The following is a 15,718-nucleotide window of genomic DNA, read 5'->3' on the forward strand; positions in this document are numbered from 1 at the left end:
TTCAAGCGCTAACAGGGCTGCCGCCCTGCCGTCCGAGCCGCTGCCGTCATTTTGAAGCTGGGAATGCTCAGTTGGCTGCGGCCCGCGCGGCGCCCGCGCCTGCGGCGACACCCGCGAGGTAGTTGCTGACCAGGTCATTGACCAGCAGCGCCGCCGCATCGCTCGTCACATTGGAGAGCTTGTTCGCTGTCGAGAGCGACGTGATGCCGTGCACGCCGGCCCACAGCACGCGCGCCGCGCGCTGGCGCTCGACGACGGCATCCGGCGGATAGAGCGGCGCGACCGCCGTCTCGACGCGGCCCATGAGCCGCTCGAGCTTCTCCTGATACCAGGGCGGCGTGTCGGCGCCGTTCGGCATGTAGTGCTCGAACAGCAGGTTCCACAGCTTCGGCCGCTCGTGCGTGAACGCGAGATAGGTCTGCGCGAGCTGCAGCACCTGGGCCTTCTGGTCACCGCCCTTGCCGAGCTCCGCCACGAGGCGCTCGTCGAGCGAGTCGAGCACGCGCCCCTCGACGTTCAGCACGACATCGTCCAGATTCTCGAACATGTTGTAGATGGTGCCGGGGGAATAGCCGATCCGGCGGGCAATCTCGCGAGCGGAAAGCCCCGCAAGCCCATGCGCCTCGATGATCGCTGCGGCAGCGTCCAGAATGAGCTGGCGCAATTGTTCCGGGGTGTGAATTGATCGGCGGCCCATGGAGACCTCTGACGAGATTGTCAGCGCACGGCAAGACAATGCTTCTATTACAGCCATCCTGAACAGGGCTAACTCGGGCCCTGACTTGAGTAGTGGCTAGGGAGAGTATTCAAACGGGCCGGGCAAGCCGGACCGCCGGAACATCTCTCTTTCCGCATCCCGTTAGGTATCTGCATCGTGAGGGCGTGTGCGATTTGTGCACTGAACGCCAAATTTCAAGACGCGCCACGATGCAATTTGGTTCCCTCTGGGACGCGGACTATCGTTACTCCAAAGGCCCCCTCGGAGGCGACACCTAGCGTCTAAATCCCTTCAAAATGGCAATCAAATTGAGCTCATCTCGTCCCGCACTGGCACAAATTGCCTCTTGAACACCGATCACGGATCTTTTCAGGGCAATCGGAGCGGCGCAGGCGTTAACCATATGCCCCGTGAACAGGGCGGCGAGCAAGTCACCCGTCCCATTTGGAACGCCGTTCATCCGCACAACTGTCCGTGTCCAGGCCTCCTCGGCCGTCACCGCCATCGTCGCGAGCCCGTCATCTCCAGCGGGTATTGAGGTCGCGACGGTCACTGATGTTCCGAGTGCGCGCCCCGCCATCGCCGCGCTTGCGGCATCAGTGACCGGTTGGCTTGCGAGCCATTGAAGCTCGAAACGATTTGGAAAGATCACGTCCGCGAGCGGCACCAGCCGCTCCGCGAGGGATCGTGCGGCGTCCTCTGCAATATAGAGGCCCTTGGGGTCGTCCCCGAGCACGGGATCGCAGAAGAAAGGCGCCGTGGCCCTGTGCGCCCGCACGAGGCCGACCGCTTCCGCCACGACCGCCACATGCTCCGGCGTCGGCAGGTAGCCGCTCAGCACCGCATCGACGCCCGCGAGCCATCCATGGGCGTCCAGCGTCGCGAGCATCCGGCTCAGCAGCGCCGGCTCCATGCGCTGGCCGGCGACGGCGCCGTGGCCCGGATGGTTCGAGAGCATGATGGTCGGCAGCGCGATCACCTCGTGCCCGAGCGCCTGGAGCGCCGGCACGACCGCGCTCAGGCCCACGTGCCCGCGCGCGACCTGAGATGAAATCGCGAGGATCGTACCCATGTGTCGTTCCCGGCGTGATCCTGGCTGGCTCTCAGAATACGTTGGCTTCCGCGAGCGGCGCGTTCGCCGCGATCCGCGCCCAGCCAAACCGCGTGAGGTCGATCGTCCGGTAGGCGCCGTGCACGATCAGCTCGGCCATGGCCTGGCCGATCCCCGGCGAGTGCTGCAGGCCGTGCCCCGAGAAGCCGCACGCGAGCAGGAAGCCCGCCACGTCCGGATGCGGCCCGAGAATGGCATTGTGGTCGAGCGTGCTCAGATCGTAGTGGCAGCACCAGGCATTCATGACCTTCAGCGTCTCGAAGGCCGGCACGCGATGCGCGAGCGTCGGCCAGACGAGGCGCTCGAAGAAACCATCCTCGATATCGAAGTCCTCGGCATCGGGATCCTCGTCCTCGGGCGGGGCGACGCCGGTGATGTGATAGCGCCCCTCCGGGCGGAAATAGACGCCGCTCGGATCGATCATCAGGCCCGCACCCGGAATGGGCGTCGGACAATCGATCACGAACACGTAGCGCTTTCTCGGCCGCACGGGGAGGTCGATGCCGGCCATGGCCGCGACCTTGCGCGAATGCCAGCCTGCCGCGCACACGACCGTGCGCGTCGCGATCCTGGCGCCCGAGGCAAGGCGCACGCCCGCAATCGCGCCGCGCTCCACATCGATGCCCACGACCTCGTCGGCGAGGTAGGTCACGCCCTCCGCGATCGCGCGCTTGCGCATGAGTGCGAGATGCGCGTGCGGGTCCACCCAGCCTTCGCCAGATCGTCCCCATCCCGCGCCAGCCAGATCATCCATATTGAGCCAGGAAAAGTGCGCCTTCAGCGCATCCGGCGCCAGCAGCTCGACATCCGCGCCCAAGCCTTGCTGAAGCGCGATGTTGGCGCGGAGCACACCCGCCCCCTCGGGACTCGCCATGATGGCATAGCCGCGCTCGACGAGGCTGACATGGGCCTCCGGCCCGTATTCCTCTTTGATCCTGCTGAAGTACTGCCAGCCGAACGTCGAGAGCTCGATGTTCTCGCGCGTCGAGAACTGCCGCCGTATGGAAGCGACCGACCGGCCCGTCGCGCACCACTGGTAGCTCGGATCCTTCTCGACGACGACGACGCGGCCCTTGAAGCCTTCGCGGCAGAGGAAGGCGGCCGTCGCGCTGCCGACCGCAGCCCCGCCGATGATCACGACATCCGCGCTCTGCATCAGGGCGCGCTCCTCGGGCTTCGATCAGTCACGCAGCGCCCGCCGTATCCAGACGTGATTGTCGTGGAAAGCCGCGCCGCCGAACGGCGCGATGCGGTCGGCGCCCGTCAGCGTGTTGAGGCCCACCTCGCCCTCGAACTGATCGTTCGGCGGGATGGCCTCGACGATCACGACGCCGCGCTGCACGCCATCGTAGGCTTCGGCCTTGATCCTGATCTCACCGCGCTCGTTGCCCATGGCAATGCGGTCGCCGTCCTCGATGCCGAGCTCTGCAAGATCATCCGGGTGGATCTTGGCGCGCGGCACGCCCTCCTGCTTGCGGCTCGTCGGCATCTCGTTGAACGAGGAATTGAGGTAGTTGCGTGCCGGGCTCGTCGCGAGACGGAAAGGATGGCGTGCATCGGCCTTCTCGATGACGTCCCAGTGGTCCGGCAGGCGCGGCATGAGATGGGCAATGCCCCAGTCCCACTTGCGTGAGGCGGGCACCTCCGGCCAGTCCGGCTTGAACTTGAACTTGCCATCGGGATAGGCGAAGCCGCCGATGTAGTGCGAGGTCTCGAAGTCCGGCTGCGCATCGATCCAGCGCTTGGCCTCGAGATTTTCGAGCGTGCCCCAGCCCGAGTTCTGCAGCGTCCAGTCGACGATCTCGCGCGCCGTCATGTCGAAGCCGCGATGCTCCGCGCCGACGCGCTTGGCGAGCGCACAGATCACATCGTGATTGGACCAGCACTCGCCCGGCGGCTCGACGAGCTTCGGCCCGAACAGAATGCTCTGCTGCCCGCCCGCCTGATAGAGATCGTCGTGCTCGAGAAACATCGTCGCCGGCAGCACGATATCGGCGACCTTCGCCGTCGCCGTCATGAACTGCTCGTGCACGCAGATGAACAGATCCTCGCGTGCAAAACCCTTCTTGACCTTGCTCTGGTCGGGCGCGACCTGCACCGGGTTCTGGTTCTGGATGAAGAGCGCGTGCACCTCGGGCCCGTCGCCGAGATCGCTGCGGTCGCCCGTCAGGATCGGGCCGATGCGGCTCATGTCCAGCATTCGGATCGAGGGATCGAGCACATCCGAGCCCTCGATCAGCGACTTGTTCCACTTGAAGATCGCGCCGCTGTTGTGGAAGGCGCCACCACCTTCGTGCAGCCAGGATCCCGTCACGGTCGCGATGCACGAGGCCGCGTGCATGTTCACGGTGCCATTGCGCGAGCGCGAGAAGCCATAGCCGAGGCGCAGATACGTCCGCGGTGTCTTCCCGATGAGCCGCGCGAAGCTCTCGATCTCCTCGACCGTGAGCCCCGTGATGGCGCTCGCCCACTCGGGCGTCTTGTCCGCGAGATGGGCTTCGAGCTCCTCGGGGCAGTCGGCGTACTTGGCCATGTACTCCCGGTTTGCGAGCCCATCGCGGAACAGCACGTGCATGATCGCGCACGCGAACGCGCCGTCCGTGCCGGGCCTCAGGCAGATGCCGATGTCGGCCTGCTGCATGGTCGCGTTGCGGTAGATATCGATGACCGCGATCTTCGCCCCGCGCTCGCGCCGCGCGCGGACGGCGTGCGTCATCACATTGACCTGCGTGTGCACGGGGTTCGTGCCCCAGATCACGACGAGGTCGGACTTCGCCATCTCGCGCGGATCGGGCCCCGCGAGCCGCCCCGTGCCTGCGACGAAGCCCGTCCAGGCCGCCGTCGTGCAGATGGTCGAGAACTGGCGCGAGTACTTCTTCGCGTGCCGCAGACGCTCGATGCCGTCGCGCATGACGAGGCCCATGGTGCCCGCGAAGAAATAGGGCCACACGGCCTCGCTGCCGTGGCGGCGCTCAGCCTCGAGCAGCCCCTCGGCCGTGATGTCCAGTGCCTCGTCCCAGGAGATCTGCACGTACTGCCCCGAGCCCCGCGGCCCGACGCGCTTCAGCGGATGGAGCAGCCGCTCCTCGTGATGAATGCGCTCGGCGTAGCGCGCGACCTTGGCGCAGATGACGCCGGCCGTGTAGTCGTTCTCCTTGGTCCCGCGCACGCGGCCGATGCGGCCATTGCCGAGCAGCTCGACATCGAGCGCGCAGGTCGAGGGGCAATCATGAGGGCAGGCCGAATGGCCGATCTTCAGGTCGACGCGCTGCTGCATCCGCCCTCTCCCGCAAGGCCGCGCCCGCCGGCCAGGAATCGGCCGGCGCGGTTCTTTGCAGCCATTCTAGCGGGAAAAGACCTTCCGCCAAGCGCGGTCGCGCCTCAGAAGCGGTAGGAAAGCCCAAGGGCCAGGTGCGGCGACCAGAGATCGGTCTTGACGTGGCCGCCGCCGTCGAGATTGCCGTTGATGTGCGTATAGGAGAGCTTGGCCTCGGCGAAGCCCGACCAGTGGGCCGTGAACGGAAACTCGAGGCCGACCAGACCCTGCGCGGCGACCCCGGCGAGCTGATACTCGAAGGTGCCGTTCGAAGCGCCGACCACCTGCACCTCGACGTGCGGGATGGCCACGCCGATGCCGAACCCGGCGTAGGGGCGAATGCCGTAAAACTGCCAGGGCTCGAACCGATAGAGCAGGTTGCCCGTGACGATGTTGTTGCCGTCGGTGAACTCGAGCTTCTCGTAGAGCGCGCCGACGTCACCCTTGAGCTTGGCGTAGGCCTTGGCGTGGGTGAACTCGACGGCCACACCCCAATTGGGGCTGTTCTGAAACCAGTAGATGCCGCGCGCGCCCCAGTAGGGCGGCATTTCGAAGGACTTGCCGTCCCAATCGACCTTGCGCGTCTCTGTGGGTACGCCCGGGCGATGCAGCGACACATCGCTCGAGAAATTGGCGTTCATGCCGCCATAAACCTGGATCTGCACTTGCGCGCTGGCTGGTGTCGCCCCTGCCGCAGCCGCTGCTGCCAAACCAAGCGCCAGTGCGCCCACGCGTGCGGCGCTCACGAGCCGCCCCCATGCTCCGCCACTCTGCATTGCACCCGAGCCCCGTTCAATCCGATGGCTGCCGAATCTTGCAGCTCTTCTAAATTTACCGGCTATCAGAACGGACGTGTGAGTCCTAGAACGAAACCCCTTTGGGGCCGCAATTCCTTAGGATTTTCGTAACCACTGTTGCTCTTGCGCACAGGTTATCAAGCGGCCCCGGCCAGCTCGGCCAGGCGGTCCGTGCTGCGCACAATGACCTGGGTCGTGCGCGGCAGGTCGATGACGCCCGTCCGCCGCATTTTGCTGATCGTCCGGCTCACCGTCTCGATGGTCAGCCCGAGATAGTCCCCGATATCCGTCCGCGTCATCGGCAGGTTGACGACCACCGCGCCACCGGCCCGGGCCGTGCTGCGCTCGGCCAGCATGAGCAGGAAGTCCGCCACCTTGGCCTCGGCCGACTTCGAGGCGAGGCACGTCAGGTGATCGCGCATGGCGTTCAATTCGGCGGTCGCCATTCTGAGCAACTTGCGGGCGAAATCGGCGCGTTCGTCGATCATGCGCTCGAGGCCGGCCCGCGAGATCCGGCGAAGACGGGTATCGCCGACCGCCTGGGCGTTGTAGCCGTAGGTCGCCGGGCTGCAGAGCCCGACGATGTCGCCCGGGAAGCGGAACGCCAGTATGTGGCGGTTGCCGTCGGGCATGATCCGGTAGAGGCAGACGACGCCGTCGGTCACCTCGTAGACGTGGGTCGCATCGTCCCCTTCGAGGAAGAGATCCTCGCGGCCGCCGAGATGGATAACGCCGGCGTGATCGCCGGCGCCCGAGGCAAGGTTGCGGTCGGCAGCAGTCTTGAAGAGGCCGGGCTCGAAGACCCCAGCCTCGTGGCGGGTGAAGAGCACATGGTTTCCTGCTGCCGCTGTCATTTCCTAACCTCCAGCTCTTGCCTTCGACCTTGAGCTGGAACAAACGACCCCGACGTCACGACCATACCGGCCGCTGGTCATGAAATGTAACGATTTGTAATATGGGTGTGCTATCGACTAAATCAATTGTAGCGCCTGTGACTTGCTGTGGCCCACGAGATCCTGGCTCCGATTGCGGCGTGGAGCGGGGTCCCATCGGATACCGAATTGCCCACAACATGCAACGGACGAGCAAGACGAGCATTCTCGTCGTCGACGACGACCCCAAGATCCGCACCCTGCTCCGGCGGCTTTTCGAGGGCGAAGGCTGGCAGGTCTCGGAGGCATCGTCGCGTGACGAGGTCCGCAATCAGCTTGCCGGCGGCCGGCCCGATCTGATCACGCTCGATCTCGTGCTCGGCGGCGAGGATGGCCTGACGATCGCGCGCGAGCTGCGCCAGGAATCCAACATTCCGATCATCATGGTCTCGGGCAAGGGTGACACGATCGACCGCGTCGTCGGCCTCGAGATCGGCGCCGACGACTACATCACCAAGCCTTTCCATCTCCGCGAGGTTCTCGCGCGCGTCCGCGCCGTCCTCCGGCGCACCGAGGAAGCCTCGGCGGGGCCGAGCCTTTCCCCGTCCGTACGCGAAGCCTTCTGCTTCGGCGGCTTCACCGTCGATCTCTCGAAGCGCGAGCTGCACGGCCCCGACGGCACGCTCATCCCGCTGACGACCGCCGAGTTCGCGCTGCTCGAGGTGTTCGTGCGCAACGTCAATCGCGTGCTCTCGCGCGACCGCATCATGGACCTGACCAAGGGCCACGAGTGGAACCCGCTCGATCGCACGATCGACAATCATGTCGCGCGCCTGCGCAAGAAGATCGAGCACGATCCCGAAAGCCCGTTGCTCATCAAGACCGTGCGCGGCGTCGGCTACAGCTTCACTGCGGATGTGGTGCCGGCGAGGGCTTGACCGGCTTTTGCCGCGGGCTGCTGGGAAGAGGTGCTGTCGCCCTCCTTAGTAGTGCTATGCCCGCGGCCGCCAGAGCGAGGGCGCTCGCGTGTGATGCCGTTCTTCCCCTTCTCCCCGTCCTTACGGGGAGAGGGGAACAATCTGCGCCGCCCTACTTCGCCGCCTCGATGGCGTGCGGCGCGACGAACTGCAGGTGGGCCAGACGGGCATAGAGCCCGCCCTGCGAGATGAGCTCGCGGTGCGTGCCTTCCTCGACAATGCGGCCCTCGTCCAGCACCACGATCCGATCGGCCTTCTGAATGGTCGCGAGCCGATGGGCAACGACGATCGTCGTGCGCCCGCGCATAGCCGCATCGAGGGCGCGCTGCACGGCGACCTCGCTTTCGGCATCGAGGGCACTCGTCGCCTCATCGAGCAGCAGGATCGGCGCCTCGCGCAGCAGCGCACGGGCGATGGCAATGCGCTGGCGCTGACCGCCGGAGAGCGTGATGCCCCGCTCGCCGATGCGCGTCTCGTAGCCCTCGGGCAGCGCCCGGATGAAGGCATCGGCCTGGGCGGCGGCAGCGGCGCGCTCGACCTCGGCCATGCTCGCATTCTCGTCCCCGAAACGGATGTTCTCGGCGACCGTGCCGGCGAGCAGCGCGATGTCCTGCGGGACGAGCGCCATGCGCCGGCGCAGCGTCCCGAGATCTGCCTCCCGCGCCGGCACGCCGTCGATGAGCACACGCCCCGCGGTCGGATCGCGCAGGCGCTGCACAAGCGCGAGCAGCGTGCTTTTGCCCGAGCCGGAGGGACCGACCAGCGCGACACGCTCGCCGGGCGCTATCCTGAGCGACAGGTCGATGAGAGCCGGGCTCTCGGCACGCCCCGGATAGACGAAGCCCACGCGCTCGAGCTCGATGCGGCCTTGGGCCGGCTCCGGCAAAGGAACGGGATGAGCCGGGGAGACGATCTCGGGCTTGGTATCGAGCAGCTCGGTGAGCCGCTCGGCCGCGCCGGCCGCCTGCGTGACCTCACCCCAGACTTCGGAGAGCTCTGCGAGCGCGCCGGCCGCGAACAGCGCATAGAGGACGAACTGCCCGAGCCGGCCGCCCGTCATCTCGCCGGCCACGACGAGCGCGGCCCCGTACCACAGGATCCCGACGACACTGCCGACGACCAGCAGAATGACGACCGCGGTCAGTCCCGCCCGCGCCTTGAGGCGCGCATCCGCCGCACTAAAAGCCCCTTCGACCGCACTGGCAAAGCGCGTGGCAAGCGCCTTCTCGGCGACGAACGCCTGCACCGTGCGAATGCCCGCGAGTGTCTCGGCAGCGAGCGACGAAGCTTCCGCGAGCGCATCCTGGGCCCGGCGCGAGCGCCGCCGCACGATGCGGCCATAGGCGACGAGCGGCAGCACGATCAGCGGGATGGCCACCAGCACCAGCGCCGATAGCCGCGGGCTCGTCACGAGCATCATGCCGAGCGCACCGACCAGCATGATGGCATTGCGCGCGGCTTGCGAGAGCGCGCTCCCCGCGGCGCCTTTGATCTGCGTCGTATCGGCGGAAAGGCGGCTCATCAGCTCGCCCGAGTGCACTTTCTCGTGGAACGCCGGCCCGAGCGTCATGAGGTGGCGGAAGACGTCGGCACGCACGTCCGCGACAACCCGCTCGCCGAGCCAGTTCACGCAATAGAAGCGCGCTGCGCTCGCTACGGCCAGCACGGCGCCGATCAGCACCAGCACGGCAAAGTAGCGATCGATGAAGCCGCCATCCCCGCCCGAGAAGCCGAAATCGATCATGCGGCGCACAGCAAGCGGCACCGACAGCATCGCCAGCGCGGAAACCACCATGGCGAGGCCGGCCAACGCCAGCATCGTGGGATAGCGGACGATGTAGGGCCTCAGCGCCAGGAGCGGCCGCAAGGAGCGGCGCGCTTGCGCACCGGACGGGCTCGCCTCGTCCGATACCTCGTCCACCGGCTGCTCTTCTGCCGTCCTTCTCGCCACGCTCATTCCCTTTGCACTCAGGCGCGACCAGGCGCGACGCGCCATCGCCGCAAGCCATAGGCCCGTTCCGCGGCGCGCTCTTGATGCGCCGCAAGCCGATGTTGCCGTGTCCTCAGTGTCATGAATGCCCCAGCCGCGGGCGGTGAACAAGCGGCGCTGAATGACGCGGCCGGCAGGACGTCATTCAGTCGCAAGCCGGCTGCCGCGCCTCGGCGGGCGAATTATTGAATGCATCCAAATAAAAAGCCCACGACGATGAGGGCATCGTCATGGGCACTAATCGGGGGAAAATGCGTACGGGGCCGAAACGAATTAGCGGCGCGCAGCGAACGCCTTCTCGACCGGCTTGTAGGCTTCCTTGGCGAACTCCGAGTACAGACCGCCCATCTTCGTGAGCTGCTGCACGTAGTCCTCGTACGCCCGCTTGGCGTAGCTCGACTGGATCTCGAAAGCCTGCTCGATGGTCTTGGCCGAGAGCAGCTTCTCGAACGTGGCCGTGCCGTCCTCGAACGAACGCTTCGAGTAATCGGTCATCTCGGTAGCAATCGTCTGCCAGCCCTTGCTCCACTCGCCAACGAGGCGCATGGCCGTATCGGTGTTGGCTTGGCCGAGCTTCTGGAGGTCTTCAAATGACTTGATCATGGGAGTTGGTCCTTCGAACCAGCGGGGGATGCTGCTTTGGTGATTGCTCTAACGCAGAGGCGGCGCGTTCGTCTCTCGCGATGCGCCAGATTTAGGTGCGCTGCACAAATATGTCAACCACAATATTGCGATGCAGCATGAATGGGCGGTCATGTTCGCCGCAGGGGTCGATAAAACTTCGATAAAATTTTCATCGTCTGCTTCACGGGACGCAAGGGCGACTGCGTTAATCTCCCCTCGAATGGTCGTGGAACGCGCGCCCAATTGGCGCCCTAAGACGGTGTTCTCATAGAGACTTCCGTACGAGGGGCGGCCATCCAGCGGGCGGTCGGCAAGCGACCGGGGAGGCCAGAACGCGCGTCTTTCAGGCGCGAAAATTCGGGTTTAGCGGCTATGCGAGCGGGCTCAAGCTGGCGAGGTCACCTCGCCGGTGCAGCACTTTTGATCTTCTGCCTCGTGGCAGCCGGTGCGACAGATGCGCGCGCCGACAGCCGCCATGCCGCCTTTGTTGTTGATGCAAACACGGGCCGCGTCCTGCATGCGGCCAATGCCAACGACCGGCGCTTCCCGGCCTCGCTCACCAAGATGATGACGCTCTATCTGGTCTTCGAGCAGATCGAGGCCGGCCGCCTCAATGCCTCGACGCCGATCAGGATCTCCGCCCAGGCCGCCGCCGTGCCGCCCTCCAAGCTCGATCTGGATCCCGGCGACACCATCCCGCTCGGTGCCGCCATCCGTGCGCTGGTGACCAAGTCCGCGAACGATGTCTCCGTCGCCATTGCCGAGCACATCTCGGGCAGCGAAGCCGCCTTCGCCCGCGCCATGACGGCCAAGGCGCGCCAGCTCGGCATGCGCGCGACCGTCTATCGCAATGCGCATGGCCTGCCCGATCCCGAGCAGGTCACCACGGCCCGCGACATCCTCACGCTGTCGCTGGCCCTCTACGACCACTTCCCCCAGCACGCCCGCGTCTTTGCCACGCGCCAGTTCAGCTACGCCGGCGCCGCCTATCGCAATCACAACACCATGCTCGGCAGCTTCGAGGGCATGGAGGGCATCAAGACCGGCTACACGCGCGCCTCGGGCTTCAATCTCTCGGCCTCCGTCCGCCGCGATGGCAAGCACGTGGTCGCCGTCGTCATGGGCGGGCGCACGGCTGCTGCCCGCAATGCCGAGATGCGCATGCTGCTCAACCGCAGCCTCGCCCGCGCGAGCACCAGCAAGTCGCGCCGCCCCGCACTGATCGCGCGTGCCGAGCCGGCCGCCGTGTCCAGGCCGCGCCCCGCTTCGCGGCCAGCCCGGACCGCACCGCAGGAAACCGCAGCCGCGCCGCAGGCCGCCCCGCGCCTCGTCGAGCCGATCCGTCCCGCCGCGCCGCCTGCGGGCGCCGGCAACGAGCCGCCCATCCAGATGGCGCGCGTGCGTACGGTCCCTGTCGTGCAGTCTCCGGGCGCCAGCCAGTCCGATGCTCCCGCCGCAGCCGATGTGCCGCAGCGCCAGTTCATGATGCCGGACGACGGCCGCGGCGCGCGTCCCTCGACACTCGACGCCCAGGCGCGCCGCCTCGATAGCGGCCATCCGGCCGTCTATGCCGCGCGCTACGACCAGCCCTCGAATTCGATTGCCGATGCGCCGCAGTCTCAGGCGGCACCGTCCTACACCGCTGCAGCCAACCACGGCGACTATGCCGTCCAGGTCGGCGCGTTTGCCACGGCCCTGGAGGCCCAGGCGCGTCTGCGCGAAGTGCGCCAGAGCGTCGGCGGCCTCCTCTCCTCGGCGACCGATCTCACGGAGCCCGTCGCGCAAGGCTCCCGCACGCTCTATCGCGCCCGTTTTGCCGGCCTCGATGCCGGACCTGCCGCCCAGACATGCACCGCGCTTCGGCGCCAGCGTGTTGATTGTTTCGTCACGCGCTTGCGCTGAGACACACGGAAGAAACGTCTATGAATATCGTCGGTCCATCACTCTCTGCAGGTCTCGCCGCGCTCCAGGCGCTGACGCCGCCGTCGCCGCAAGCCAAAGCCGCATCGGCCGCGCCGACATCGGCGCAGGTCCTCACCGGCGGCTCGCGCACGGTGATGTCGGCCTCCACGGGTGATGCCCTCCTCGGCCTCAATTCACGCGCGCCGACGGCCGTTCCCGGCACGAGCAAGTTCAGCGACGGCTTTGCGCGCGCCGGCATCCCGGCAGAGAAGGCCGCCTGGCTCGAGTCGCTCGGCGCCGACAACTGGGCGCTCCGCAAGCCGACACAGCTCGACGATGCCGCCTTCGAGCAGCAGGCCCTCGCGAGCCTGAAGCGCAGCGGCACCTTCAAGCTCCCGGGCTTCGCCGAAGCGCGCGAGGCCGGGACGCTCAGGATCCTGCGCTCCGGCGACATGCCCGAGCTCGGCTACCGGTCCTTCCAGGTCGTGCTCTACAAGGACGGGGCGGAGTTCGGCGGCGTCGGCTTCGGCACCATGAACAACGACCGCTGGATGGAGCTGCGCCGGGGCGGCACGTTCGCCGTGACGGGCTCGGTGCGCGGCAATGACTACGTCGCGACATGGCCGCTCGCCTGGGAAGACGAGGGCGCGCCCGCAGATGAGGCCAAGGCCGCCTGATCCGGCGCCAGCAGCGCCCCTGCCCGATCCGCTGCGTTACGTGAAATTTGCCCTGTCGGAAAGGCGTGCTAAGCACGCGCCCTGATGTGCGGATAATCTATCCGCGCGCCAACAATCAGGGAGCGACGACAGGATGACGGATCGCACCACCGTCGCGGGCAGGGCTGCTGCCTGCGGCCTGCTGCTGATGAGCCTCCTCATCGCCGTGCCAGGCATAGCCAGCGCGCAATCGTGCGGCAATGGCCCCGAAGGCTTCGGCCGCTGGCTCGAGGCCATGAAGGGGCAGGCCGCGCGGCAAGGCATCTCGCAAAGCGCCATCGACCGCGCCCTCGCCGGCGTTTCCTATGACCCGACCGTCATTCGCCTCGACCGCAGTCAGCGATCCTTCAAGCTGAGCTTCGAGCAGTTCTATGCCCGCCGCGTCGGCAGCGCCCTCATGCGCCGCGCCCAGGAGCGCCTCGCGCGCCACCGGGCCGTCTTCGACCGCATCGAGAAACAGTACGGGGTCCCACGCGAGATCGTCGTCGCAATCTGGGGCCTCGAGACAAACTTCGGCGCCGACACCTCGGGGCGCTTCTCGATCGTCCGCTCGCTCGCCACGCTCGCCTACGACTGCCGGCGCTCCGCGTTCTTCACGCCGCAGTTCCTCGACTCCATCCGCATCGTCCAGCGCGGCGACATGGCGCCCGCGCAGCTCCGCGGCGGCTGGGCCGGCGAGATCGGCCAGACCCAGTTCCTGCCGAGCCCCTACATCAAGTATGCCGTCGACTTCGACGGCGACGGGCGGCGCGACCTCGTCAGCTCGGTGCCCGACATCCTCGCCTCGACAGCGAACTTCCTCAGAGGGCACGGCTGGCAGCGCGGCGGCTCCTGGGAGCCCGGCTCCGCCAACTACCGCGTCATCCGCGACTGGAACCGCGCCGAGGTCTACCAGCGCACCATTTCGGTGATGGCGACGCGCCTGAAGTCCGGCCGTTGAAGCCGCGCCCGAGCACCCTACACATCACGCCGGTGCGTAGTGTAGGGTGCCGCCACCATTGAACCCGCGACACCGAGCGCGTCCCAAAGCCGCCATGGACACCACCGTCACCGCGCATTCTGGACTGACGCCGGTGCGGCGGAACCTGATCCTCGTCATGGTCGTGCTGGCGACGACGCTCTACGGCACGACGCTGCTCGTCGTCTCGACCATCCTGCCGCAGATGCAGGGCTCGTTCGCGGCCACCGCCGACGAGATCGCCTGGGCGATGACCTTCAACATCCTCGCCACGGCCATCGTGACGCCCATGTCCGGCTGGCTCGCGGGCCGCTTCGGCACGCGGCGCGTGATGGTCTGGTCGCTCGCGGGCTTCACGTTCGCGACCTTCATGTGCGGGGCGGCGGAATCGCTCGAGGGCCTCGTTTTCTGGCGCATCATGCAAGGCGGTTTCGGCGCCCCCTCCACGCCGCTCACACAGTCCATCCTGCTCACCGTCTTCCCGCGCAATCAGCAGACGCGCGTCATGGGCATCTTCGGGTTCGGCGTCGTCCTCGGCCCCATCTTCGGCCCGGCCCTCGGGGGCATCATGGCCGAAAGCTACAACTGGCGTTGGGCCTTCTATGCGCTCGTACCGGTCGGCATCGCGGCGACGGTCGGCCTGCGAGCCGTCCTCCCCGAGGATGAGAACATGACCGATCGCCCGCTCGACTGGATCGGCTTCATCGCGCTCTCCATCGCGCTCGGCGCGACGCAGCTCGTGCTCGCGCGCGGCCAGCGCCTCGACTGGTTCGATTCCTACGAGATCATCATCGCGGCGATCGTGGCGGTCATCTGCTTCTGGATATTCGCCGCCCACTGCCTGACCAGCCCGCGTCCCTTCCTCGATCCGCGCCTGCTCCTCGACCGCAACTACGCGCTCGGCCTGATCCTGGTGACGATCTACGGAATGCTCAACTTCACGCCCATGGTCCTGCTGCCGCCCCTGCTCACGGGACCGGCCGGCTACACCGACAGCCTCGTCGGCCTCGTCGTCGGCGCCCGCGGTGCGGGGGGCTGCATCGGCTTTCTCATTGCCGGCTTTGCCGGTCGCCTCGATGCGCGCGTCAGCATGATCATCGGCTTCACCATGCTGCTGTGGGCCGGTCTCTGGCTCATGCACATCGATCTCAACGTCACCTATCTGAACCTCGCCTTGAATGCCGGCCTCCAGGGGCTCGCGATCGGCCTCATCTGGGTGCCGCTCACGACCGTCACCTTCTCGACCCTGCCCAAGCACCAGATGGGCGAAGCGACGGCCGTCTATCACCTGCTGCGCAATCTCGGCTCGTCGTTCTTCATCTCGGTCTGCGTGGCCGAGATCGTGCGCTCGACCGGCATGAACTACGCCCATCTCGCGGAGCTGCTGACGCCGTACAACAAGGTGCTGGACATGCCCCAGGTGCTCGGCCGTTGGGATACGGAAAGCCTCAAGGGCCTGGCCTCGCTCTCCAAGGAAATGACGCGCCAGGCGACGCTCATCGCCTATCTCAATGCTTTCGGGCTGTTCACAACGGCCTGTGCGATGACCCTGCCGCTGATCCTGCTCATGCGCGGGAAACAGCCCAAGTAATTGCGGCACCTTGGCAACTCTGTTTTCCCACAGCGTCTACAGCGACGCCTCGAAGCCCTTGTCGGATGACGCTATTGTGCAACAAGCGCCGAATCACATCGGAAGCACCCTTTACGATCCTGATCTGTCCGTGCACACACTGGGAG

The 15,718-nt window shown here is 66.6% G+C and carries 13 protein-coding genes; 5 read left to right on the forward strand and 8 right to left on the reverse strand.

All coding sequences use genetic code 11. The features are described from left to right. Positions 1-67 precede the first annotated feature (67 nt). From CS1BSM3_RS05945 to CS1BSM3_RS05970, 6 genes are all read right to left on the reverse strand, one after another. Positions 68-697: a TetR/AcrR family transcriptional regulator gene (locus tag CS1BSM3_RS05945; RefSeq protein ID WP_072386098.1), complete on the reverse strand. Its 630-nt coding sequence runs from the start codon at positions 695-697 to the stop codon at positions 68-70. 295 nt (positions 698-992) lie between these two features. Beyond that, positions 993-1,790, reverse strand: coding sequence for a pyridoxal kinase (pdxY, locus tag CS1BSM3_RS05950; RefSeq protein WP_072386099.1), 798 nt, complete (start codon positions 1,788-1,790; stop codon positions 993-995). Positions 1,791-1,821: 31 nt separating this feature from the next. Continuing rightward, positions 1,822-2,985 carry an NAD(P)/FAD-dependent oxidoreductase gene (locus CS1BSM3_RS05955; RefSeq protein WP_072386100.1) on the reverse strand — a complete coding sequence of 388 codons (1,164 nt, stop codon included), beginning with the start codon at positions 2,983-2,985 and terminating at the stop codon, positions 1,822-1,824. Positions 2,986-3,009: 24 nt separating this feature from the next. Next, positions 3,010-5,106 (reverse strand): molybdopterin-containing oxidoreductase family protein, encoded by a 2,097-nt coding sequence (locus CS1BSM3_RS05960; RefSeq protein WP_072386101.1) that lies wholly within the window; start codon positions 5,104-5,106, stop codon positions 3,010-3,012. 104 nt (positions 5,107-5,210) lie between these two features. Next, on the reverse strand, positions 5,211-5,891 hold the full coding sequence (locus CS1BSM3_RS05965; RefSeq protein ID WP_174263632.1) for an outer membrane protein: 681 nt from the start codon (positions 5,889-5,891) through the stop codon (positions 5,211-5,213). A 188-nt stretch (positions 5,892-6,079) separates the two neighbouring features. Further along, on the reverse strand, positions 6,080-6,796 hold the full coding sequence (locus CS1BSM3_RS05970; RefSeq protein ID WP_072386102.1) for a Crp/Fnr family transcriptional regulator: 717 nt from the start codon (positions 6,794-6,796) through the stop codon (positions 6,080-6,082). Between the two features lie 218 nt (positions 6,797-7,014). Between CS1BSM3_RS05970 and CS1BSM3_RS05975 the strand changes: the two genes are divergently transcribed. Further along, on the forward strand, positions 7,015-7,752 hold the full coding sequence (locus CS1BSM3_RS05975; RefSeq protein WP_072386103.1) for a response regulator: 738 nt from the start codon (positions 7,015-7,017) through the stop codon (positions 7,750-7,752). Between the two features lie 151 nt (positions 7,753-7,903). Here the strand turns inward: CS1BSM3_RS05975 and CS1BSM3_RS05980 are convergent, their stop codons facing one another. Continuing rightward, positions 7,904-9,748 carry an ABC transporter transmembrane domain-containing protein gene (locus CS1BSM3_RS05980; RefSeq protein WP_072386713.1) on the reverse strand — a complete coding sequence of 615 codons (1,845 nt, stop codon included), beginning with the start codon at positions 9,746-9,748 and terminating at the stop codon, positions 7,904-7,906. 306 nt (positions 9,749-10,054) lie between these two features. Beyond that, positions 10,055-10,384 carry a phasin family protein gene (locus tag CS1BSM3_RS05985; RefSeq protein ID WP_072386104.1) on the reverse strand — a complete coding sequence of 110 codons (330 nt, stop codon included), beginning with the start codon at positions 10,382-10,384 and terminating at the stop codon, positions 10,055-10,057. 456 nt (positions 10,385-10,840) lie between these two features. On the opposite strand from CS1BSM3_RS05985, the gene CS1BSM3_RS05990 reads away from it, so the two are divergent. The 4 genes from CS1BSM3_RS05990 (at position 10,841) to CS1BSM3_RS06005 (ending at position 15,572) form a co-directional block, all read left to right on the forward strand. After that, positions 10,841-12,307, forward strand: a complete 1,467-nt coding sequence (locus CS1BSM3_RS05990; protein WP_244540433.1) for a D-alanyl-D-alanine carboxypeptidase family protein — start codon at positions 10,841-10,843, stop codon at positions 12,305-12,307. Between the two features lie 20 nt (positions 12,308-12,327). Next, positions 12,328-12,984, forward strand: a complete 657-nt coding sequence (locus tag CS1BSM3_RS05995) for a hypothetical protein (RefSeq protein WP_072386106.1) — start codon at positions 12,328-12,330, stop codon at positions 12,982-12,984. A gap of 133 nt (positions 12,985-13,117) precedes the next feature. Then, a complete protein-coding gene (locus tag CS1BSM3_RS06000; RefSeq protein WP_072386107.1) occupies positions 13,118-13,963 on the forward strand; it encodes a lytic murein transglycosylase in 846 nt (281 codons plus the stop codon). Positions 13,964-14,057: 94 nt separating this feature from the next. After that, complete coding sequence (locus CS1BSM3_RS06005; protein ID WP_072386108.1) at positions 14,058-15,572, forward strand: DHA2 family efflux MFS transporter permease subunit; 1,515 nt, start codon at positions 14,058-14,060, stop codon at positions 15,570-15,572. Positions 15,573-15,718: the final 146 nt, after the last annotated feature.

This window comes from Hyphomicrobium sp. CS1BSMeth3 (genome assembly GCF_900117415.1).
Classification (GTDB): Bacteria; Pseudomonadota; Alphaproteobacteria; order Rhizobiales; family Hyphomicrobiaceae.

What these genes read in the sequence shown, in the direction of transcription:
- CS1BSM3_RS05945 (WP_072386098.1), bottom strand. Translation starts at nt 697, where the DNA reads ATGGGCCGCCGATCAATTCACACCCCGGAACAATTGCGCCAGCTCATT.
- pdxY (WP_072386099.1), bottom strand. Translation starts at nt 1,790, where the DNA reads ATGGGTACGATCCTCGCGATTTCATCTCAGGTCGCGCGCGGGCACGTG.
- CS1BSM3_RS05955 (WP_072386100.1), bottom strand. Translation starts at nt 2,985, where the DNA reads ATGCAGAGCGCGGATGTCGTGATCATCGGCGGGGCTGCGGTCGGCAGC.
- CS1BSM3_RS05960 (WP_072386101.1), bottom strand. Translation starts at nt 5,106, where the DNA reads ATGCAGCAGCGCGTCGACCTGAAGATCGGCCATTCGGCCTGCCCTCAT.
- CS1BSM3_RS05970 (WP_072386102.1), bottom strand. Translation starts at nt 6,796, where the DNA reads ATGACAGCGGCAGCAGGAAACCATGTGCTCTTCACCCGCCACGAGGCT.
- CS1BSM3_RS05975 (WP_072386103.1), top strand. Translation starts at nt 7,015, where the DNA reads ATGCAACGGACGAGCAAGACGAGCATTCTCGTCGTCGACGACGACCCC.
- CS1BSM3_RS05980 (WP_072386713.1), bottom strand. Translation starts at nt 9,748, where the DNA reads ATGAGCGTGGCGAGAAGGACGGCAGAAGAGCAGCCGGTGGACGAGGTA.
- CS1BSM3_RS05985 (WP_072386104.1), bottom strand. Translation starts at nt 10,384, where the DNA reads ATGATCAAGTCATTTGAAGACCTCCAGAAGCTCGGCCAAGCCAACACC.
- CS1BSM3_RS05995 (WP_072386106.1), top strand. Translation starts at nt 12,328, where the DNA reads ATGAATATCGTCGGTCCATCACTCTCTGCAGGTCTCGCCGCGCTCCAG.
- CS1BSM3_RS06000 (WP_072386107.1), top strand. Translation starts at nt 13,118, where the DNA reads ATGACGGATCGCACCACCGTCGCGGGCAGGGCTGCTGCCTGCGGCCTG.
- CS1BSM3_RS06005 (WP_072386108.1), top strand. Translation starts at nt 14,058, where the DNA reads ATGGACACCACCGTCACCGCGCATTCTGGACTGACGCCGGTGCGGCGG.